Raw genomic sequence first — 22,603 nt, 5'->3', positions numbered from 1 at the left:
TAAAAAAGCAGAATTAGAGCGAAGTATTAAAGAAGCAGCGCTTTCTCCAGAATTAATGGTCAATCTAGCAGTAGATATGCGAAAGTTAAATTCTGTAATACCTCCAATGGATGATTTCATCAAGTTGTTGAGCGATAAAGTAGGCAGATCATTTAAAGAAATGTATGAGGATGATTTTAAAGAAATAATAGATACAATTAATAGGTAATTATACTTTCAGCAATCGTGTATGTATTTGAGGTGACTTTAGAATATTCTATTCTCAAGAAAAGTTAATGATTAATCATTTTTATAAAACCTCACCCGACAGTAAAACTAAACCCACACATTTTGATCAATCTTTGTTCAAAATACGTGGTTTTTTTTTATTATAAAATCAACGTTTGTAGCATGCTTTTGATTAAACTTTATTTCAAAGCAACAGCTATTGTTCATTTATAATAAAGTTTGAAAATTTGTAAAAAAGTTTGATAAAAATATCTTTTTTGTAGGGGATTTCTTTGTTCAACAATCGGGCCAGATTGTGGAGTAAATGAAAGGAATTTAGTAAGTAACCGAAGTTCTTTATATCGTAGACACATCATTCGATTCGGTGTAATAATTACTTTAATAAGGGTTGGTGAGTGCAGAGAACATTATCGGAAATTAAATCAGGTATGGAACAAGTTGGACTAGATTTATGTAGGGTCTCTTTACTTGGACTTTGCAGCAGGAAAAATACTATAACTTGGGTGATGAAGTTGGAAATGGATGATAAAACTTTTTGGAAAAATTTCAGTTTGGGGAAGGAATTGGATGTTGCTGGGTGTTTCATATTTAATGGTTTAAAAGCTTTTGATTCCCTAGAAAATTTCACGGAAGAGGATGAAATATTTGAGTTCTTTTATAATACCTCTGTTGGTATAGAAAGGTTATTAAAAGTAGTAGTTATATTAATAGAACATAGTGATACAATCGATCAAGAGGAGTTTGAAAAAAGTTTAATAACACATAATCATTTGTATCTTTTAAGAAGAATTTCGAAGAAACACAAATGTGGCCTTAGTAATCTGCATAATGAATTCCTCGAACTGCTAAGTAATTTTTACAAAACGATGAGGTATGATAGGTACACTTTGAATAGTATTCAATATCATGATAAGGAGAGAGTAGGTCTAGTTACTTTTCTCGAAAAACATTTAGAAACCAAGATTGATTATAAGGATATGTTCGTAACACCCAATGGATGGAAATTTAAGAAATTTATCGGAAAAGTTGTAGGGAAGATTAGCGAAGTATTATACGATCTTGTAGAAAGTGAAGCTAGAGCGCAAAATATTTATACACATGAATTACCAAACGGGTCAAAGTCAAGCATAATATTCCTTGGTAAGAAATACAATTTTTTTGATTATGATATCGTTTGGAAGGAATTAATAATATATCTAATAAATACAAATGATCGTTCTGATATTTTGGATTTCATCAGGGAAATAGAACCTCTTAATTTTGATCCGGCGTTAGTTAACAATTATCTTAATGTTTTCAAATCTGATTTAGAGAAACACAGCTATATTTATGAGGTTGAGGAGTATTATCAAGATATTGATAATAAGAAAAAACGTTTTGAGATGCTAAAATTGTTAAGCAATCCTAATGTGCGGTTTAATTTTAATTATGATGAAGATGATTTCGAAGAAGATATTGAAGATGATTGTCAAGGTGAGGAAGATTAAGATGAGTCAGTGAGAATTAATGAAGTGAGAAGATAGTACTGTTCAAAGAGGGCATTGATAGCCGATAACACTGCTTGCATAAAAACTATACTGCAATCGGGCGTTTTCTATAACAAGGAACAGCGCTGTGATTAGTTTATTGAGGGAGGTTAGTTGCATAAGAACTTGTATAATTCAGAGAAAAGTAGAATGTAGAGGGAGGATATTATGTCTAAAGAAGATGAAAACATAAATTTAGTGACAAGAGTAAGGCGTTTTATCAAGAAAAATAAAGGGTCAATTATTTCGTTGTTGGGGGAAATCTCCAATTTAAAGGAAATAGGTCAAGGTGGGAACGGTCTTGTTTATGGTGGGGTTCAGAATAATCAAGAGGTTGCCATAAAGTTTCTCGTAGAAGATAGTAGGAAGAGTAAATTACAACGTTTTAAAGCTGAATATTTCAATATTAATCTATTGGGAGATCGTAGTAACATTGTTAATTATATAAATTATGAAGAAATGCCCTTAGAAGATGGCTATTTGGTTCCGGCAATTATTATGAAAAGGTACGACAAATCACTCAAAGATTTAAGAGGTGATACCTCGGAAATAAGTGAAGAGACATTAATAAAATTATTTTACTTTTTAATTAATACTTTAGATAAAATACACCAAAATGGAATAATACATAGGGATATTAAGCCTGAAAATATTTTGGTAACAAAAGGAATTGAGTTTATTTTAACTGATTTTGGAATTGCTAACTATAATCCTGAGTTATATACATTAAAAGCAAAAACTGAAAGAAAAGATAGGTTAGCAAATTATGAGTTTTCAGCTCCTGAACAAGCAAATAAGGGTGCTGTTCCTGCCAGATCGATGGATATATATGCTATTGGACAAGTTTGCCAATGGTATGTATTTGGAGCAACTCATAGGGGTACAAATAGAAGCAGAATAACTGATGTTTTTACATCAGAAGAAGCAGAAGTTATTGAAATAGTGATAAATAAATGTCTTTATAATAACCACGAACAAAGATATCAGAATGTTAATCAAATTCTTGAACATATTGAGGAAATTAAGGATTCTAGAAGAAAAGTTGATCCTTTTGAGGAAATGAGTATATTAAATGATGTTATTAGAGCTACATGTCCCTCTGTTTCTGAAGGCTTACAGTTCGTTGAAGATGAAAAATACATAAAAAGATTGGTGGAAAATATCAATAAACAAAAATTTAAGCGTAAGCTTGAGTTTAATACTGGAAGAGGAGATAGTGATTTCAGTAAACTAACGTATTTGGGAAATAAAACAGTTTTGTTTGATTATAGAGAAGTAAAAATCAAAGGAATATGGTTGTATATAAATAGTAGTTATGATGATTTAATCTTAATTGAAACAGAAGAAAATGAACCTTTTATTATAAACGGAAAAGAGACTTATTATGCGTTAATAATAAACGATGAACATATAGTAGGATCCCATCACCTTAATTCAGGATATGTAGAAATTGAGGATGAAGTATACAGTCTAAAGGACGTAAAAGTAGAAGAATACTATAGAGTAAATGATTATAAGTATATCTCTATTGGTACCAAATTCCACTCTTCAATAATACCTGAGAATGATTCTTTTTTATATAACTTACAAGACAACGTGAGCATAAACGAGGAAACAGTAGCAAAATTGATAAAGAATTTAAGAAGGAATAAGCATAGAGAAGTAGGATATAGATTATAGTTCTAAAAATAATTTTTTCATAAAGAAGCACCACATTCCTAATAAAATTTTGCGTTTGCAAAATAGGTAAAGAAAGTCCAAAATAACGTATGAAAATTCGTAAGTGTAATAAGTATTTGTGGTTAAATTGAATTTATGTTTATTTTCAACTAATAAGGGCTTAGTTTAGATAACACAGGAATTATTTTTGCACGTCTTTTGCATTTTCAAGATTCCACAATCGGCCGCGTTTGTGGAGCATCACAAGCCTAATTCCTCGCTAAAAGAAGGAGGAATTGGGCTTTTTTTATCCTTCATTATTCAACTCCTCCTGTTGCTAAATTAGAAACGGACTTTGTGGGGATTTTTTTAAAAAATACAATTTTTGAATATAAATAAAATTGGATAAAATTGTATAATTTAATTAGCAATAAAAAATTTGGGGGAGGATTATAGCTATGGCTTACATATGGGGGTTTTTATCCACTTTAGCTTCAACAGCATTAGCACTTTTACTTCTTTGGCTTTTAGACTTTCAACTATATTCGATGTCAGTTTTAGTATTTATTCCGGCCGGTGCTGTTGCTTTCGGTTTTTTAAGTTCCATTGGATTATTTCTAGGAATAAGAAAGACCTCGATTGTAACAGCAAAACATTATTTCATTGGAGCTTTATTTGGTTTATTAGGCTTTTTCTTTATCTATTATGGAGAATATCAAATGGCCTATGTATCTGATAATAACCAACTCAATTATGATTTTAACGGAGAACATATAAGCAACTATGCTCTGGACGATTCAAATGTACCGGTTAATTTCTTTAGTTATCTATCTTTTACCCTAGAAGGAAGCATCCTTTCTCTTCGTGGCTCAAGTACAACTCTTGACCTTGACGGGGATGCAACTAAATTTAGATTTCTATTGCAAATCATAGGGTTTATTATAGGCTCAATCTGTACAGCTCCGATATTAACAAGCGAAAAAAATAAATGTACTGCTTGTAAAAAGTCATATTTAAAAGAATTTGAACTTTTTCATACTGATTCAGATAGATACATAGAAACCATTGACAAAATAGAAGATTTAATACTGGCTAATGATACGAAAGGTTTTATTGACTACATCATCCAAGAAAGATTGGTAATGGAAGAAATATTTACAGAAAACGTTAAAGTATCTATGGTACTTTCGGAATGTCCAAATTGTAAGGATACGAAATTCTTTTGTAAGGTTTTTGTAAAGGATCGTGAAGGACAGTACCAAGAAGCAAAGGAGCGTAGATTGACCTACCAAGTTGAAAAAGCACTTTTCGAAGGTGTATTTAAAACAGTAAAAGTATCATAAGAAAGTGGTAGAGGGCGTGCTTTTAGTACAGAGGATATGGTCTTGATAATAGTTGTACCAGTCATTTGAATCTTGTATCGGCCCACAAACCCTTTATTAAATTATACCTGATAAATTGTCGGTACCTGGAGGTAGGTAATATTTTTTGAAACAACAAATAGCAGTCGCTATAACATTTGGAGAGTTGGAATGGTATTTGTTGAAAAAGGGGCTTCTTTAGTGTGTGCTGAAATTCTCGTACTCACAAGGCGGATTAATTATGGGGTGTGCTGAAAACTTCGTACTCACAGGACTGCGTAAAGTTAACTAAGACTATGTTTAATGCAAATAAAAAATAGCTCAGCCCTGCCTATGTGGTAGCGGGGAAAAGCTATCAGTCTGTTTGTTAGCAGCTCTACATTACGGTAGCGGAGAAACTAACATACTCATTATTATGTTAATTACTTTAGGATAACTAGTCAACATTAATACTACTATAGGAGATATTTAATTAAGTGATATCTTTTTCGCAAGGACTATAGATAATTCATTTAATAGGGATTTTACCCCAATAAGCAATAAAACAAGCCTAAAAAGTTTATATAAAATTATATAACATACTGACATAAATTTCTTTATTATTACCAAATGCAGGTTCAATAATTTTGAGACATGTAATGGAAAACACATTACGATAGAATACGAAGATATTATTGGTAACAAGGAAAAACAAGAATATGTTTTACAATTACAATCTGCCAATATGGTTGCTACTACCACTTACAACGCAAAAGCCTGGTTATATTAGATAATTTTGTTGAATCGGAGAAGATTAAATTAGTCAACTATTTAAGGACTTAACGTTCTACAACGATACAGTATTCAGTCAAGAACAAAATACCTTCATTATTCAAAAGTCGAAATCAATTGAAGGATATAAAAATATATTAAATCCAAAGGGCATCTGGTAATTAACAGATGCCTTTTTTGTTTTTAAAAAATTGCTGCGAATATTCCAAAATTTGTATATTGATTCTCGTTATATAACTATTTATTTCAATAACAGGTGATTCGATGGAGGGGAATTGAATATGGCATCACAGTATCCTTACCAAAAAACCATCTCCAACACTCATTTAGGAGTTAGCAAGACTATAAAAGGCAAAACTTCGGTTGAGTTAGATAACAAAGTAAAAGAACAAAAGGAAAAGTGGAAGATACAAGTGGAGAAAATAAAAAACAAAAATAAAGAGGAAAAGGATTTATTGAAAGCCGAAGCACTTACAAAGGAAGCGAATCAATTAATTAATGAATACCGAAACTTACTATTAAACTCGGCAAAAATTAACCATGCAGTAAACTGGGACAACCTTTTAATTAAAAGGGAGTTTGAACCATTCGTATTTAATGATGTTGCACCAAAATTAGAAGATTATCTTAAGAAGCACAAGGTACCCGGCACATCGTTTTGGGAGGACCTCTTACCATTTTTAAAAAACTCCCGTCTTAAGATTGTGGAGGCTGCTAGAATAGATTATGAAAGGGAATATAGCCTCTATAGAGATAAGAAGCAAAAGTTATATCAAAAATACCTAGAAGAGAAGTCAATTTTTGAAGCGGCTAAAAACAGCCATAATGAATCAATTCTAAAAATTAAAAATGGTCTTATTGAAGGGGAAAAACATGCAGTTTTTGAACATTGCGATTTAGTCATAAGGAGAGCACCTTTACCGAACGACTTTAATCCAAAGTTTGAGATTGATTATATAAAGCAAATGAAATCCTTAATTGTTGATTTTACGCTTCCCACGCCTGATAGGTTGCCAAGAGTTATTGAATACAAATACATCAAAACTAAAAAGGAAATAACTGAAAAATTAATGAATCAAAAAGAATTAGATTCATTTTACGATCATGTCATTTACCAATTGTCGTTAAAGACGATCCATGAACTTTTTAGTAGTGATACTCATAACAACATTAATACCATTGTTTTTAATGGAATTGTTCACGGGACAAGCCCAGCTACTGGCAATGATTTTACGTCCTGCATTATAACTCTAAGTGTTGGGAAAGAGGATTATCAACCTTTAAATTTAGAAAGAGTTAACCCTAAAGAGTGTTTTCGAAAGTTAAAGGGTCTTTCAATAGGTGCATTAAAAGACATGGCACCTGTGAAACCCTTTATGGAATTTACAAAAAACGAAAAAAGATTTGTTGAATCCAAAGACATTTTAATAGGGGTGGAAAATATCCCAAATATCTCTAAAATGCCCTGGGAAGACTTTGAGCATCTAGTACGTGGTCTATTTGAGCGAATGTTTTCTATTAATGGGAGCGAAGTAAGAACCACAAAAGCGAGCAGGGATGGCGGAGTGGATGTAATTGTCTATGATCCTGATCCAATTCGTGGAGGAGTATTTGTTGTACAAGCTAAGAGATATAATAATGTTGTACCAGTTTCCGCTGTAAGGGACCTTTATGGAACCATGATTAATGAGGGTGCTGTAAAGGGATTATTAGTGACCACTAGTTATTTTGGAAACGATAGCCATAAATTTGTGAAGGACAAGCCTATTACCTTAATTGATGGTTCATATTTAATGGAACTTTTCCAAAAACATGGTTATACCGTAAAAATAGCCAATGAATAAGAGTCACATTTTGATCACTACAAAGACATTGCAAGAAAGAAAATCCAAAAAATAATATGTGTGAACGTTACTGAATGGTGGGAAAATCCCACCATTTCTTTTTATAGGATTTAGAAACTTTTTTGCCTAATATTGATTATTTTTGCTCCTAATCATAATGTTCCATACTATCCTCTAAGTTGTCTTAGTATTTATTTGAGTTCTCCCTCTAAGCTAATATCAATCAATTTACTTTAATTGGAATCAGTCATTTAAAATGGCTTTAATTGTATATTTGACAATTGGACCAAATCATATTTTTTGTGCCTCTAAAGGAATATAGAGGTATGGGGATTTATAGCTAAGTAAGAGGTGTTGTAAAAAAACGTTGCAACACTATTTTAAAGAAATGAAAAGTTAGGAGAGATTAATATGCAATGTTCCAATAGTATTCCTTTTAATTTTTGTGACCATATTGCTATGCAATTTCCAGGTGCAATTCATCTCGGCTATATAGTTTTCATTACGAATAAGGTATTCCAAATTAACAACTTACAGAATCTAATTTTAAAAACTTAAATAATAAGCCGGATATGCCATTGGATGATATTGCTCAAATGGTTGCAGTAGATGTTTCACTTGTTCACAAGGTCAAACTGAATTTAAAAGGAGGAGTGTTTTTTTTTGTAGATTGATTTACAGGTGATTCGCAAAAAGTAAGAACAAAATTAATATTACTGATCAGAATTGTCAGCTAATATTATTAGTTTTATATTACGTCTTATTATAATGTTTATTAAAAGATAAATTTGTTAAAGATTATTATAGGTTAGCATTAATTAAATAGAAGAGGTTAACAAATGAAAGAATCAAGAAATTACTGGAAGAGTAACCTTGAGGATGAATCAACAAGGGCGGTTCTGGATGAGTATTTATTAAGTTTAAAACTTGAAAATAAAGCAGAACGAACAATAAGAAATTATCGTTGGTTTCTAGAACGTTTTTTTCGTGAGTGTACAGTTCCTTTAAAACTATTAACATCTGAAGATGTGAGAAAGTATATAAATCATTTCACAATCAAAAAAAAGGAAAAGACAGTGGATGCTTATCTATCAGCACTTTCTTCATTTTTTCAATTTTGTCTCGCTGAAGAGCATATAGAAAATGTAATTATCAAAAAAAGATGGAGACCTAAAATCCCAAAGTCCTTACCCAAGTATTTAACTGAGAAGGAGTTTGCTAGGGTAAAAATCGCGGTAGAAAATTTGACTCTTCGTGACCGTGCACTGATACTATTTTTATTTTCGTCAGGATGCAGGAGTAATGAAGTTTCTAATCTATCTATTAAAGATCTCAATTTAGAAAAAAGAACAGCTGAGGTAACAGGAAAAGGAAAAAGAATTCGAAAGGTACATTTTACTGAAGAGTGTGCAATTGTATTAAGTGAGTACTTACAAACAAGATCCATTACCGAAAAGGACCCATTATTTTTAAATGATTCAGGTCAACGCATTCAAACAAATCAAATCTATTACATTACACGTAAAGTTGGTAAAATGTCAGGACTACAACAATCCCTCCATCCACACTGTTGTAGACATACATTTGCAACAAACATGCTTGCAAGAGGGGCCACCATTGAAGTAATTGCAGATGAATTGGGACATGTAAATTTAAATACAACTCGTATTTATGCAAGTATTCTAACAGAAGACTTGATTTTATCTTATCAAAATATTATGGGGTAAATAACTATGACAGAAGAAGCGTTAGAGACTTTTTTTAATGATAATCAATCTAAGTTTAGTAATGAAACAATTAGAAGTTATAGACTTTCACTCAAACAATTCTTTAGCTTTTGTGGGAAAAAGTTTAATGAAGTTAAGGCTACGGATATTAGAGCATGGCTTGCTTCAATGGAGGAAAAAGGTCTTAAAAAACGGTCCATACATATTAAATTATCAGGTTTGAAATCGTTTTACCAATATTGCATGGAGGAGAATCTTCTAAAGAAAAATCCAGTGTTAACGGTAAAAACTCCTAAAAAAGATGATATCCTTCCATACTACTTAAGTAAGCGTCAGGTTGCCTTACTACAAGAGTTAACACGAAATGATGACCAATTTCGCCCCATCGTCGAAACATTATATTCTACAGGTGTAAGGGTAAGTGAACTATTAGAAATTAAATTAGTAGATATTAAATGGGATACCCGGCAAATTTGGATACGAAAAGGAAAAGGAACCAAAGAACGGTTTGTACTTTTTTCTCACGATTGTGCGGAACGCTTAAAGATGTACTTGGAAAAGCGAACAACTAACAGCCAGTTTTTATTTGCAAATCGAAGAGGTAAACAATTACACCGGGAATTTATTCAAAAAAACTTTCGTAAGTTTTCTAAATCTCTTGGTTTTAAGGTGACCCCGCATACTCTAAGACATACATTTGCAGCACATTTAGCAGAAAAAAATATGCCTCAAAGTTACATCCAAGAACTACTGGGTCATGTTGATATTAATAGTACTCGAATTTATACACGACTAATGGAACATGCGCGGAAAAAGCAATATGATCTTTATCATTAAGGGTGAAAATAGTGAAAAATTACTGGCAGTTAACTAAAGATTTGCCGAATGAAATTAATCAGGAAATCATCGGAGAATTTTTATTAAGTTTAAAAGTATCAAACAGGAGCCAAATAACGATTATTACCTACCGCAAGTTTTTAGAACTTTTCTTTGGAGAAATGAAAGAGCCATATACCTCACTGGAATCCAATACAATACTAGAATGGTTTAAAAAAAATGGTGCTCATTATAGTGAAGCAACATTGAGACTTCGGTTAAGTATTCTTTCTTCATTCTTTAAGTTTTGCATACGCGAGGATTATATAGAGAGTTCCCCAATGAAAGGTAGGTGGTTTCCTCGTCTCCCTCAATCACTTCCAAAGTATTTAGAGAAAGAGGAAATTGCTAAAATTCGCAACATGAGTGAATTTACCTCACTTCGAAATCAGGCATTGGTAGAATTTTTCCTAACATCAGGGTGCCGGGTAAAAGAGGTAAGTGATTTAAATCGTGAGGATGTAGACCTTGAGGATCGTACAGCGCGTGTTATAGGAAAAGGCAAAAAGATTCGTTATGTTCATTTTACAGAAAAGTGTGCTCTATTATTAGAACGGTATTTTGCTTTAAGCCTAAATCCCCAGGAGGCACTTTTTGTCACTACTACAGGAAAACGTTTAGCTGTTCGATCCATCCAAGGAATTTTACAGAAATTAGGAGGTGAAGCGGGGTTGAAAACAAATTTGCATCCACATCGGCTACGCCATACATTTGCAACAGAATTATTGACAAAAGGGGCTGATTTGTCGTTTATAGCGGATGAACTGGGACATAGCGATATAAGTACCACTCAAATCTATGCTAGACTCCCCAGGAAGGAGATAATATCGCTTTACCGTAAATTCATGGGATAGGGGGTAGGAATTCTTGATTAGCACAGATATTTGTTTAGAACAATTTAAGGAGGCATATAGTTTACGCTTAGAAGAAAACACAGTAAAACAATATATAGTAGCAGTAGAACAATTAGTAGCTTATTGTGACGGGCCATTCTCTGAAATCAGTTCGAAAGATATACGAAGATGGATGTCATCTTTGGAATTAAGTGATTATAAGGTGAGTTCAGTGAGAGCCAAACTAGCTGGTATAAAATTGTTTTTTAAGTATTGTTTAGAGGAAGGGGTACTTAGTAAAGATCCATCGGAAAACATCCCTTTACCTGAACTAGACGATAAACTACCGAGGTATTTGCAAAAGGATGAACTATTTCAATTGCGCCAACTAGTAAAAGGAAAGATAGAGGAAAGAGCAGTTATTGAGGTTCTTTATGCTACGGGTGTACGTATTACGGAAATGGTTGAAATGAATAAAGAGGATATTAATTGGCCGGAACGCATGATTACAATCCCAAAAGGGAAGGGTAAAAAAGAACGGATTGTGTTATTTACAAGAGAGTGTGAGGAACATCTTAAAGCCTACCTAGACATTCGAAATGATGATCTACCGTTTGTATTTGTTAATACAAAAAGTACAGGTCCAATGTGTCCGCGTACCATTCAATTAAAATTTCAAACCTATACAGAGAAGGTAGGTTTTTACATGTCACCACATACACTACGCCATACATTTGCTGCCCATTTAGCCAAAAAGGGTATGCCATTGGCGTGTATTCAGGTGCTTTTAGGGCATTACCGTCCACATCAAACACAGTTGTATGCTCGTTTATATCACCAAGCAAGAAAAGAGATATATGATCTATTGATGTAAGTGGATAGCAGGAAGAGGATATTCGCGTATAATACCAATTAACGCTTTAATAAACTTGGTTATAAAAATGTCTAAACCATTGGTACATATGGGATTAGACATTTTTTTATTATATCATAATTAAGGTTAAGAAGGATTAACGCTCCTTTTAATTTACTTCTTGAAAAAACAATCCCGTTACTTCAAGATAATGATTGTCCTTTTCCTTTTTTTATTTCCAAGATTATGAATATGGTAATAAAATTATCGAGGTAGACTTGTTTAATAAAGAAATGTACAAAGGGGCATTGATCGAAAAAGGATTTATACCCTTGTTCATTGAATATCTAACATGCAAATCAAAAGTCAAATGGAAGGAAAATCTAGTTGCTAGGAGTGTGAAAATAAACCATCGTTTTGTTTCTATTAAGTTCGGAAAATTCCACCTCGGTTGATTAGATGTTTGTATAGAATTTTATTTATTTATCCCTGTTTGTTTATGTTGTGTTATGGAGAATCATAAGTTTTATGAAGTTCAAAAAGGTATATAACTCACATGTAGCCATGTAAGTCCCTGCACTCGAGAGTTTTTAGATGTGAGTATGAAGGAACGAGGGATGCTGGGAGAACAGGGGACCTCATAAAGGAATTTTACCTGCTAGAGTTCCAATTCCAATCACTGTGAGCAAGGAAAAATAAACTTAATAGGGTATAAGGGCTTCCTTAGGAGGTCCTTTTTTTAAAAAAATATTTTTTCGTACTTAAAAGCATATGTTTAACTAAATCACTCTTCATTAGGATCAATCTCATCTATCCCGTGTCAGTACCTATTCTTAGCCTGAAGAAGAGTCTTAAAGAAATCCAATCATACAAGATGAAAAAAGGAGAAAAGAATGATTACGACGCAATACAAGATACTATTACCTAGTGACTATGATATGAACATCATTAAGGAACGAGTCACAAAGAATGGACATAAAACAGATGGATTTGATGATTTGGTATTCAAATTGTATCTGATCACAGAAAAAGGGATAAATCATAATTTACAAAACAGTTATAGCCCGTTGTATCTTTGGAAAAATCACAATGGTCTAAACAAGTTTTTGTTTGAAGGATATTATGACAATATTCTTACCTCTTTCGGCTGGCAACAAGTCCAGGTGAGGATTCCACTGATTGATCCACCATTAGACATCAGCTCTTATAAATATCTGTTCCATCTAACTAAATCGATTCCGCCACAGGAAAGTCTGTGTAACACTAAAGAAGAAATACTTGAAAATCTACCAATCATTAACAATGCCGAGTATATGCTTACGTATAATCCGGATAAGTGGGAATACGATGTTTTTTACTTTTTAGATGATGTTAGTAATTTAATAGATGAAAAGCAGGGAGTGATGTATACGATCCTGCATATTTCACACTAAATATAATTGCAATGCAATATGATATTCGGTGGTAGAAGTCTGTCCATGGCATCTTCTGCTTATAAGCGAGAAGTAAAGAAGCTGCATTAGGAAAGAAACAATTTGGCTCTCAGTAATAGATTCGTTTTCTGATAGTGAGTTGAATCTTTTTTATGTAAATAATTATATTATGTTAACTGAATACAAAATAAATTTAAAGGCGTTAAAAAATAATCATATAAGGGTTGAGAAAATGTCAATTGAAACAGTTGTCCAACAGCAAATAGACTTCTACAACAATCAAGATATAGAGGGTTTTGCAAGTACATATGCCGATGAAATTACCGTTTACACCTTCCCGGATAATACCATCACCATATTCGGCAAGCATGCCTTGATTGAAAGGTATACCGAAACCTTCAAAAAGAAAATGTTTGCGGAGATCAAGAATCGTTCTATCGTCGGAAACAGGGTCATCGATTGGGAAGTCGCTACAAATGGACTTACAGGAGAGACTACCAGCTTAATGGCGATTTATGAAATAAAGGATAATCTAATTTCCAAGGTGTGGTTTATCAGAGAATAGCATTTACTTGATAACTAGAAAGTCATAAGGTTTTTTTAAACGGGAGGATAGTCGAAGAAAACTACTAAATAACCAACCACTCATGGTAAAATAAGGATAAAAGTTAAAAGGAAAGTAAGGGAGGATGAATAATGACAAAGAAGAAAAATGAAACATTTGAATGGATTAAATCAATTACAGGTGCACTAGTTATTGTATTAATTATTCGTTCCTTTTTCTTTACCCCTATTGTTGTTGATGGAGAATCAATGAACCCAACTCTACAGGACAAGGATCGTATGGTGGTAACCAAGATAGGTGAACCAAAAAGATTTGATATTGTCGTGTTTCACGCACCAGATGGGAGGGATTACATTAAACGTGTAGTTGGACTTCCCGGTGACAAGGTTGAGTACAAAAATGATGTTTTATATATAAATGGGAAGGCATACAGCGAACCTTATTTGGAAAAATATAAGCACAGCCTTAATGGAGGAACATTAACAGACTCCTTCACTTTAAAGGAGACCGCAGTTGGTAGTGATATCGTTCCTAAAGATAGTTTCTTTGTAATGGGCGATAACAGAAGGCATAGCACAGATAGCCGTCATATTGGTGCGATACCAAAGGAAAAGGTAATTGGTACAACAAATGTCGTTTTCTTTCCGATAAAAGAAATAAAAATCGTTAATAACTAATTACTTCATTTGCGTAAAGTTACTTGATTCTTCATCAGAATATCAGAACTAACCTAAGAAATTATATTACACTGACAGAAGCGATTGTCCTATAAGGATAATCGCTTCTGTTGTTATTAGTGGAAAGAAAGGATGATGGGTATAATAAAGACCTTTATTTATAGGAAACTATCTATTATAAAATTTCTTTACATGGGTATTATTAGTAAATTATAATTTGAATGGATAATTAAGATAATTAGGAAACTTCAGTAATAGGAGGTGTAAGGAAATGCTTAACGGTTTACGTATTATTGTAACTAGTTTTGTAAAAGTTCACACCGTCCAATATTTACTGTCTACGGGGAGAGTTGTGCGCGTTTTGTCTATTAAGCGATGTTCCCGCCATAAGTTTTCCTTACCCATTCTTTCCTTAAGAAGCCGTGGGCAGGTTTAACTTGCTCACGGCTTTTTTGCACTTGGAAATAGGACTATGGGTTTTCCAATGCGTTGAAAAAGTAACTTTCAAAGGGGTTATGTATGGGTTTCTTTAAAACAATTAGAGAGTTTATTGATCGGCAATATCAAACACCAAAAGGAATGATTGGTACCTATATTGGTGAAAAAATGGTAAGACAGCACAAGATTGAAACAAATTGGTCATTAGAACTATTGAATGTTCAACAAGGGGACAGGATTTTAGAGCTAGGTTGTGGGGCAGGTTATGCAATTAAATTAATTCTAGAAAAGGATTTAGCTGAAGAAATGGTTGGTTTGGACATTTCTCCAACCATTATTCGATCAGCAAGAATTAGAAACAAAAAGGCACTAAACGAAAATAGAGTAAAACTAGTACAAGCAAATTTCATTAAGTTACCTTTTCATAATGAAAACTTCAATACGGTCTTCAGTATCCAAACTATATATTTTTGGACTGATATAGCGACGACATTATCAGAGATCTTTCGTGTTCTAAAGCCAAAAGGAGTTGTAATCCTTACTTTTTCTGACGGAAAAGAAGACGAAACTTGGGAAGGCATAAGAGGTATTACTGAAAATCAAGTAATTCCGTCTATGAAGAATGCAGGATTTAGGGACGTTTCATTTGTCAGAGGTCCAGATTCAAGAGGGTATCATACCGTTACGGTTAGGGGAACGAAGGACTAAATTAACCTTTCAGTCATTTTTGTTCCTCTAACGGGGGCAATTTTAAAACCATTCGTTATTGACTGCTATCAACTTTAGGTTTAGTAAAAATCTTCCCATTGTTTAACTCACACCAATCTTCTAATTCATCATACGTTTCCTTAATTCCGTACTTTGCTAAAAAAGCTTCTTTCGTTTCGAATACTTCCAATATCCCCTTTTCAATTAGTGTTACCATTTGAAAAGGGTTTAGTTCAAAAACCTTAGAGACAGCTATTAATTCACCTATATGAACACCATTAGAGATATTTTCCATTACTTCAACTCCTTTTACAGTTAGAGCGGTGCCAGGTGCGTTCCTCACATTATAAATAAATAAGCACAAATATAAAAACAACACCTCACTGGTATTATTTTCAGTTTTTACAGTACTATGTATTACTTCACAAACGGAATAGGCTGCCATCCAAGACAGCTTTTGTTATTGAATAAAGGGCATGTTAGTTGTAGAAGGTATTTGTCATCATTCATGTTTAAATTATTTATTAATACAAAAACAGAGAAAATTTAGATTTCATTTACGAAGGAGGATTTATTTGAGTGACATTAAACTGCTTATTACTTTTAAAAGTGCTCTATACAATTATTCATTGGAACAGCTAAGATATATCTCGAAAGAAGGAGTTTGGTCTATTGGTCAGATGTATGATCATTTAATTGTTGTTGCCCATGAGTATCTTGATAATCTGGAAACATGTACTACATTAACTGAGGAACAACCCCTAGGGAAAACTCAGTTTGGTGAGCAATTATTTAGAAACGGAGGGTTTCCACCAATTAAAATAAGATTACCAGATGAACTAAATTCTCCACCAAGTAATTCAGACAGCAAGGAAGACTTAATTATCAGGATGGACCAGTTAATACAAAGATTGAGTCTGTGGGAAACAAAAGTGGATTATATTAACCCACATCATAAAGTTGAACATGGAGGGTTCGGCTGGTTGAATGCTAAGGAATGGCATGATTTGGTTGGAATGCATTTTCGTCATCATTTGCGTCAACAAGATGAGTTGGAAAGTTACTTATTATAAGTGAAATATATCATAAATTGGGTCCCTTTCTTCAACTAAAGGCGCTTTACTTCAAGTCCAATTTCTCCATTTAATACTTAGAAATTGGGCTATTTTTAATTAACAATGGATACGAATATTCCTGAAGCTGCCACAATAAAAAGGAAGGAACCAATTATGGTCATAAATTGCCCATCAAAATAGTAAAAATGATATAAGGATTGTTTTTCCATATCCAATATTGGGTTCGGAATTCTTCTAAACTTTACAACTTAGATTTTTAGCTTATTAAGGAGGAGTGTTTGGTGAAATCGATTGGAATTTTGGGCGTAGGTCAAGCAGGTGGGAATATAGCGGAAATTGCATCAGCCTTGAATTTTCCAACAGCTCTCATTAATACGAATCAACGAGATGGTGTTGTAAATACCCGGGTAGAAAAAAAGTTTTTTGTTCCAGGATACAATGGAGCGGGGCAAGATCGTTCATTAGGATTACGGGCGCTTCAAGAAAGCTATAAGGAGATTATTGATTTTGTTAACAGCTCCTTTAAAAACATCAAGCTTCTATTAGTGGCTTTTTCTACGGACGGCGGCACAGGATCTGGGATGAGTCCGATGCTGATTGATCTGTTAATCGATCAGCTGCCTGGTGTTAGGGTTGGGGCCATCGCGGTAATCCCTGAGCGCAATGTATTAGCGGGAAATCGAATTAATACGGCAGAGTGTATCGAAGAACTTTCCAATATCGAAGGCATTTCTTCTGTATTTCTTGTCGACAATGATCAAATGCGTAAACAGAAACCTCAATCAAGTAAACACGAAATATATCTTTCTGCTAATCTTCAAGCCATAGAGGCGATTAACCATCTTTTAAAAATCACGAAGAAGAGCTCCTTCTTTGGCAATTTTGATGAAACTGATCTAATGAATATCCTAGGGTCCAGAGGGGTAACGATGATCTCTTCTGCGCCAATTACAGACGCGAAAAACACCTCGGAAGTCTCAAAGAAAGTCCAGGTCTCATGGGAGAATTCCATTTTCTGTCCTGTTGAATCGCAGGGTGTCATCCGGGCTGGGCTAATCTATGAGGGACCGGAGAACATTTCAAAGCTGATTAATGTGCCATCCATCTTTGAAAGGGTGGGGGAACCGCTGCAATTATTTGAAGGAACGTATATCACAGAAACAGACCCTACCATCACAACTATTCTTGCTGGATTATCCTTCCCAACTCGCCGGATGCTCTCTGTAGAAGAATCAATTGAAAAGAATAAGGAACGACTTCAGAACCTCGTAAAAAAGGAAAATACGCAAAATTATGAGTCAGGTATTCGTTGGGCGTCTAATTTAAAATTGATGAAACAGGAAAGAAAACCGGTTTCGATCACTTCCAAGTTAAATAAATATCAAAGTAAGTAGGCATTATTTCATACTATATGTTGGAGGTGTAAATATTGCCACGAGTAGCATACCGAAGTTCTGACGTTGACTTAATGGCTAGGATGATGAGAGCAGAGGCTGAAGGTGAAGGAAAACAAGGAATGCTATATGTGGGAAATGTCATTGTGAACCGTGTTGTAGCGGATTGTACAGACTTTAAGAGTTTGAGAACTGTTAGGCAAGTCATCTTCCATGTACAAGGAGGAAATTTCTCTTTTGAAGCTGTCCAAAAAGGCAATGTATTTTATCAAAGAGCAAGAGAATCCGAAAGAAGATTAGCTAGACAGAATTTGGAACATTGGAGAGATCACCCAGCGAAATATTCTCTCTGGTACTTTAATCCATCTGGTCCATGTCCTCCAACTTGGTACGGCCAACCGTTTACTGGTCAATTTAAAGAACATTGTTTTTATGAACCAAAACCAGGAACATGTGATAGCGTATATAGAGGATGACTAGTTTCTAAAGAAGGAATGAAAAAAATATTTCACTAAAAAAACCAGGGGTGTTAATCCAAGCAGGATTGACGCCCTTCTTTATACAAAAATAGGCTGACTTATACTAGCCGTAGTGTAACGACTTTTCTAAGTCAGCCCATTTAAAACGTTTAACCTCGATTATTTTCCATTCTTTTACTTATCGTAGGTTAGACCAAAATCAAACCCATATGCGTTCCCATTCTTATCGCGGTATACATAGGAAGAATCTTCATCGTAACCAGGAACATCACCATTGTTGTTATTGATGGCTTCTTGATCAGCAGGGATGGTAAATGGAAGTTTTCCTGTAGGTGCAAATTTCCCCCGAATAACGTCGACTAAGGCTTCTGCTTTTACTCCGAAAACTGCCAGTGTAGCTGCCGCGTTTTCTTCAATCTCTCCAATTAGCCATGGACTAGTCATATTGACCGTAAGGATGGTTGGAACTGCTTCTTCAATCTCTTTAATTCTATCAACATTAATACCTGTTTCTGCATTTAGCGCTACAGAAAGTGGAACGTCCGGACGATCTGGAACTGTGTTTGGAATGGCATAAACTAATGCATGCGTTGCTTCCTCAAGTTTGTCAACTACAGTGATAGATGAATCATATTGTGTGATAGACTTCTTCAAATCAGCTGTTCTAGATTGTGCGCTTGAACCGCTGGAGAATACCTCAACATATAGTTTAATATTCTCGACCTTCTCATCTGTGAGAGGTAGAGTGGTTTGATCATTACGAAGTAGGACAATCGATTTACGATGTGCTTCATCTGCTTTTACCTGTGAAGCTGGGTCATCCGCAATCTGTTGCGCATTATTCGGATCAACATATGGATTTTCAAATAATCCTAATTCCATCATTTCCGTTACAAGCCTTGAAACTGCTTCGTCAATCCGCTTTTCGGAAATTAAGCCCTCTTTGACTGCCTTAATAAGGTCAGCAGGGTCGGCTTCACCGGAAATAATATCAGTGCCTGCATTAATGGCCTTTGCATACCGTTCAGGTTTTGTCAGGTTTTCAACACCCCATGGCATTGCGTAAATAATAGAAGTATCGCTATTTACGTAACCTTCAAATTTAAGCTCTTTGCGCAATAAATCTGTGATCAGCCTTTTGTTGTAAGCAAAGCCGACTTCTTCAAATTCCTCGCCGTTTTTCAACTGTGGTACGCTGTATTCATTACTTGGGTAAGCATAATACGGCATAATGGAAGTGGTTCCAGCTGCAATCGCAGCTTTAAAGGAAGGAAGGTGGTATTTATATAAGCTGCCTTCCGTTGGATACGGATTGAATTTGGACCACTCGTAATGTGGATCATGACCATCTTGACGAGCACCGCCGCCTGGGAAATGCTTTGTTGTTAGTGAAACACTATGTTTCCCAAGTTCGTCACCCTGGAAGCCTTTTACGACCGCATAAATCATTTCAGAGGCAAGATCAGGATGTTCTCCAAAAGTCCCGTTAATTCGATTCCATAGAGGATCTGTTACGACATCAGCCATGTACATATAGCCCTTACGGATACCTGTAGAAGTCCATTCTTTTGCCGCAATTTCCCCAAATTCCTTTACCAGATCAGCATCACGAGTTGCAGCTAGGCCTAATTCACCTGGCCATACAGAAAACTGACCTGAAGCTTCGCTAAAACCAAAAGCCAAATTCCCTGCATGATTTCGAGGATTAGAGGTCATGACGACAGGTATTCCAAGTCTAGTATCCTCAGCAATTTTCTGCAGCTCATTAATCCATGTTGCTAAATCTTTCGCGGATGGATTGTCACGAATAATTAAGTAACGTAAATTACGTTCTTGAATTCCCTTGGTAGCTGCCGATGCTTCTACAATCGGGGGATCAAATGTATGGAATTGCTGACCAGGTACCGACCAACGGTTCGTTGTTGATACTGTATCTTGCTCACATGTTATAAATCCCCCAGTATCCGGACAGGATCTGCTGTTACCCATATAATGGGAGGAGATTAACATCATCCCAGCCTTTTCTTCAAGGGTCATCTGTTTCACAAGATCCTTTACACGAACATTTACTGGAAGGTCCCAGTTTTCATATTTGTCTAGTTTGCCGTTATCATTTAAATCTTTGTACTCTTTCCCGTTAATGGTAAGAATATCCTTTGAAGTGACACTAAGTTGAGGAGCCGTTTTAACCTGTGCCTTGTTTTCATTGCCGCGATCAGCCGAGGCATAAGGAATCACTAGTGAAGACAACATAAGTGCTCCTGCAGATAGTACTGCTGCTTTTTTTATCTTTTTAAATAAACCCACATTTTTTCCTCCCCTTTTTTAAGATACCGAAACTAAAAAAATAGGCATTATGTAATCAAAAATCACCCCACATTCTAGAAAACGCTTTCAGTTACAAACTCAGTTTATGAGAAAGTAGGGAATAGGGAGTAGGGAGTTTTTTTAGATAAATTTGTGATTTTTTTAATTTTCTGAAAAATAATAAATAATACCTATTACTTAATTACTACCATTAAGGGTAGTGAAATTTAGAATATCGTTACAGATTAACAAATAAATGCAAAAAAAAAACTAGTTTAGAGAAATGTATTGCTTTCTTCTAATCTAGCGTTTTAATTTGTGTCCCAAATTATTTTGATTTATAAATGTCATAAAGAAAATAACCATTAAAATTACTATTTTCTCCTGTTAATCCTGATAATGTTTTACAATATTTCAACCCGATTTTCTCTAGGATTTTTTTAGAGGCAGTATTTTCTGGATGTACAGTTGCGATGATTTTCTTTAAACCGATGGTATTAATACCATAATCCAATATGGCTGCTGCAGCTTCAGTCGATAATCCGCGTCCTTGGTAGGCTTCTTGAATACCGTAGTAGATCTCAGTTTCTTCTGGGTCTATATCATGAGGCCCAAGACCGCCAATCCCAATCGTTTCTAACGTTTCTTTTCAGACGAACGCCAAATTAAACTTATATATTTTCTCCGGAGTATTTCTTTGATTACAGCTTTTAGACCATTGAATAAGGCTTTCCATTTCATTTACCGTTGAAGGGGGCAGGTCAGGCTGATATGTAAAGTGACTTGCTTCTGTTGCCATCCTAAAGATAGGTGTCACATCTTCTTCGATGAGAGGTCGCAGGATTAATCGGTTTGTTTCTATTTTTGCATTCATGAACATCTTTTTCACCATCCGCAATTGTTTGTGAGAAATTCAAAAGTTAGTTTCATACAAAATCTATCAGTACTTATACGACTCACACTTTGTATTATATATAAATCTCGGAATTAAATGAATATTATTCTAATTTGTTTGGTTTGCTGGAAAAAATTTTAGACTTTAAAATGAAACTCTTATATTTAGTGAATTTTTCTTACTTTAGGATAAAGAAGTTACCATTAATACCCACACTGGAAATCAATTGACATTGATAATATTTAATGATTTGGTAAAAAATACTGATTAAGAAAGGAGGGTTTGCGAATGTCTGTGAAAAAGTGGTTACCAAGATTGATCGTATTGCTTGCAATGATTTTGGTTGTGACGACTTCAGGTTCACTCGGTGTATTTGCCGAATCCCGTGTTGCAACGCAGCCTATGGAGACCGTGAATGCCATCGAGGTCCAGTTGAACGATAATTACTTTAATCCAAAAGTCATCACGATTCCCAATGGAAAACCGACAACGTTGATATTGAAAAACGCAGGGACGAGAGAACACACCTTCACTGTAAAAGATCTTAGAATTGATGTCGAAGTTCAGCCGGGAAAAGAAAGAACCATTATCGTGAAACCGGATAAGCCTGGTACATATGAGCTGATATGTAGTTATCATTTCAACGAAGGAATGGTTGGTAAGGTAATAGTCAACTAACAAGCAGGGCCAATTTGGCCTTTTGATTGTCGAGAAGGGTATCTTTCTCGGCAATTTTTTACTTTTATGTGCTTTGAGGACAAATCGCGTGTGCACCAAGCAAGGGTTTGTCCTCAATACAGGGTCTTAAGGACAAATCTCCTGAGTGCCAAGCAAGTATTTGTCCTCAATACAGGGTCTTGAAGACAAATCGCGTGAGCACCAAGCAAAATTTTGTCCTCAATACAGGGTCTTGAAGACAAATCTCTTGAGTCCAAGCAAGATCTGTCCTCAAT

The 22,603-nt window shown here is 34.6% G+C and carries 20 protein-coding genes; 16 read left to right on the top strand and 4 right to left on the bottom strand.

Annotation, left to right across the window (positions count from 1 at the left end; translation table 11 throughout):
* Positions 1 to 623: 623 nt before the first annotated feature.
* From BANA01_RS24515 to BANA01_RS24460, 12 genes are all read left to right on the top strand, one after another.
* Positions 624 to 1,715, top strand: a complete 1,092-nt coding sequence (locus tag BANA01_RS24515; RefSeq protein ID WP_063255059.1) for a hypothetical protein — start codon at positions 624 to 626, stop codon at positions 1,713 to 1,715.
* Between the two features lie 207 nt (positions 1,716 to 1,922).
* Positions 1,923 to 3,434, top strand: a complete 1,512-nt coding sequence (locus tag BANA01_RS24510; protein WP_063255058.1) for a protein kinase domain-containing protein — start codon at positions 1,923 to 1,925, stop codon at positions 3,432 to 3,434.
* A gap of 437 nt (positions 3,435 to 3,871) precedes the next feature.
* On the top strand, positions 3,872 to 4,756 hold the full coding sequence (locus BANA01_RS24505) for a hypothetical protein (protein ID WP_063255057.1): 885 nt from the start codon (positions 3,872 to 3,874) through the stop codon (positions 4,754 to 4,756).
* Positions 4,757 to 5,826: 1,070 nt separating this feature from the next.
* The gene (locus tag BANA01_RS24500; RefSeq protein WP_063255056.1) at positions 5,827 to 7,389 is read left to right on the top strand and encodes a restriction endonuclease; all 1,563 of its coding nucleotides are present in this window, start codon (positions 5,827 to 5,829) and stop codon (positions 7,387 to 7,389) included.
* A gap of 839 nt (positions 7,390 to 8,228) precedes the next feature.
* Positions 8,229 to 9,116, top strand: a complete 888-nt coding sequence (locus BANA01_RS24495; protein ID WP_063255055.1) for a tyrosine-type recombinase/integrase — start codon at positions 8,229 to 8,231, stop codon at positions 9,114 to 9,116.
* A 6-nt stretch (positions 9,117 to 9,122) separates the two neighbouring features.
* A complete protein-coding gene (locus BANA01_RS24490; RefSeq protein ID WP_063255054.1) occupies positions 9,123 to 9,953 on the top strand; it encodes a tyrosine-type recombinase/integrase in 831 nt (276 codons plus the stop codon).
* Between the two features lie 2 nt (positions 9,954 to 9,955).
* Entirely contained in the window at positions 9,956 to 10,846 is an 891-nt protein-coding gene (gene xerA / locus BANA01_RS24485) for a site-specific tyrosine recombinase/integron integrase (protein ID WP_235847226.1), read from the top strand.
* A 13-nt stretch (positions 10,847 to 10,859) separates the two neighbouring features.
* Positions 10,860 to 11,699 carry a tyrosine-type recombinase/integrase gene (locus BANA01_RS24480; RefSeq protein ID WP_235847225.1) on the top strand — a complete coding sequence of 280 codons (840 nt, stop codon included), beginning with the start codon at positions 10,860 to 10,862 and terminating at the stop codon, positions 11,697 to 11,699.
* Between the two features lie 872 nt (positions 11,700 to 12,571).
* Positions 12,572 to 13,111: a DUF4865 family protein gene (locus BANA01_RS24475; protein WP_063255052.1), complete on the top strand. Its 540-nt coding sequence runs from the start codon at positions 12,572 to 12,574 to the stop codon at positions 13,109 to 13,111.
* A gap of 232 nt (positions 13,112 to 13,343) precedes the next feature.
* On the top strand, positions 13,344 to 13,676 hold the full coding sequence (locus BANA01_RS24470) for a nuclear transport factor 2 family protein (RefSeq protein ID WP_063255051.1): 333 nt from the start codon (positions 13,344 to 13,346) through the stop codon (positions 13,674 to 13,676).
* A 131-nt stretch (positions 13,677 to 13,807) separates the two neighbouring features.
* Positions 13,808 to 14,353, top strand: a complete 546-nt coding sequence (gene lepB, locus BANA01_RS24465) for a signal peptidase I (protein WP_063255050.1) — start codon at positions 13,808 to 13,810, stop codon at positions 14,351 to 14,353.
* Positions 14,354 to 14,872: 519 nt separating this feature from the next.
* On the top strand, positions 14,873 to 15,499 hold the full coding sequence (locus BANA01_RS24460) for a class I SAM-dependent methyltransferase (protein ID WP_063255049.1): 627 nt from the start codon (positions 14,873 to 14,875) through the stop codon (positions 15,497 to 15,499).
* Positions 15,500 to 15,554: 55 nt separating this feature from the next.
* Here BANA01_RS24460 and BANA01_RS24455 read toward each other — a convergent pair whose 3' ends face one another.
* Entirely contained in the window at positions 15,555 to 15,794 is a 240-nt protein-coding gene (locus tag BANA01_RS24455; protein WP_063255048.1) for a hypothetical protein, read from the bottom strand.
* Between the two features lie 280 nt (positions 15,795 to 16,074).
* Between BANA01_RS24455 and BANA01_RS24450 the strand changes: the two genes are divergently transcribed.
* The 3 genes from BANA01_RS24450 (at position 16,075) to BANA01_RS24440 (ending at position 18,445) form a co-directional block, all read left to right on the top strand.
* The gene (locus tag BANA01_RS24450; protein ID WP_063255047.1) at positions 16,075 to 16,572 is read left to right on the top strand and encodes a DinB family protein; all 498 of its coding nucleotides are present in this window, start codon (positions 16,075 to 16,077) and stop codon (positions 16,570 to 16,572) included.
* Positions 16,573 to 16,856: 284 nt separating this feature from the next.
* Positions 16,857 to 17,969 (top strand): FtsZ/tubulin family protein, encoded by a 1,113-nt coding sequence (locus tag BANA01_RS24445; protein WP_063255046.1) that lies wholly within the window; start codon positions 16,857 to 16,859, stop codon positions 17,967 to 17,969.
* 35 nt (positions 17,970 to 18,004) lie between these two features.
* Complete coding sequence (locus BANA01_RS24440; protein ID WP_063255045.1) at positions 18,005 to 18,445, top strand: cell wall hydrolase; 441 nt, start codon at positions 18,005 to 18,007, stop codon at positions 18,443 to 18,445.
* A 177-nt stretch (positions 18,446 to 18,622) separates the two neighbouring features.
* Here the strand turns inward: BANA01_RS24440 and BANA01_RS24435 are convergent, their stop codons facing one another.
* The 3 genes from BANA01_RS24435 to BANA01_RS24425 all read right to left on the bottom strand — a co-directional run bounded on the left by BANA01_RS24435 (position 18,623) and on the right by BANA01_RS24425 (position 21,629).
* The gene (locus BANA01_RS24435) at positions 18,623 to 20,755 is read right to left on the bottom strand and encodes a glycoside hydrolase family 3 protein (RefSeq protein ID WP_063255044.1); all 2,133 of its coding nucleotides are present in this window, start codon (positions 20,753 to 20,755) and stop codon (positions 18,623 to 18,625) included.
* Positions 20,756 to 21,083: 328 nt separating this feature from the next.
* Entirely contained in the window at positions 21,084 to 21,380 is a 297-nt protein-coding gene (locus tag BANA01_RS29300) for a GNAT family N-acetyltransferase (RefSeq protein WP_268875115.1), read from the bottom strand.
* 24 nt (positions 21,381 to 21,404) lie between these two features.
* On the bottom strand, positions 21,405 to 21,629 hold the full coding sequence (locus BANA01_RS24425) for a GNAT family N-acetyltransferase (protein ID WP_157411884.1): 225 nt from the start codon (positions 21,627 to 21,629) through the stop codon (positions 21,405 to 21,407).
* A gap of 309 nt (positions 21,630 to 21,938) precedes the next feature.
* Between BANA01_RS24425 and BANA01_RS24420 the strand changes: the two genes are divergently transcribed.
* Positions 21,939 to 22,328, top strand: a complete 390-nt coding sequence (locus BANA01_RS24420) for a cupredoxin domain-containing protein (protein WP_063255041.1) — start codon at positions 21,939 to 21,941, stop codon at positions 22,326 to 22,328.
* The last annotated feature ends 275 nt before the right edge of the window (positions 22,329 to 22,603 follow it).

Origin of the sequence: Neobacillus niacini NBRC 15566, from assembly GCF_001591505.1 — a bacterium.
GTDB classification, from domain to species: Bacteria; Bacillota; Bacilli; order Bacillales; family Cytobacillaceae; genus Neobacillus; species Neobacillus niacini.
The sequence above is the reverse complement of the archived record's forward strand: the minus strand, read 5'-3'. Positions and strand labels throughout refer to the sequence as shown.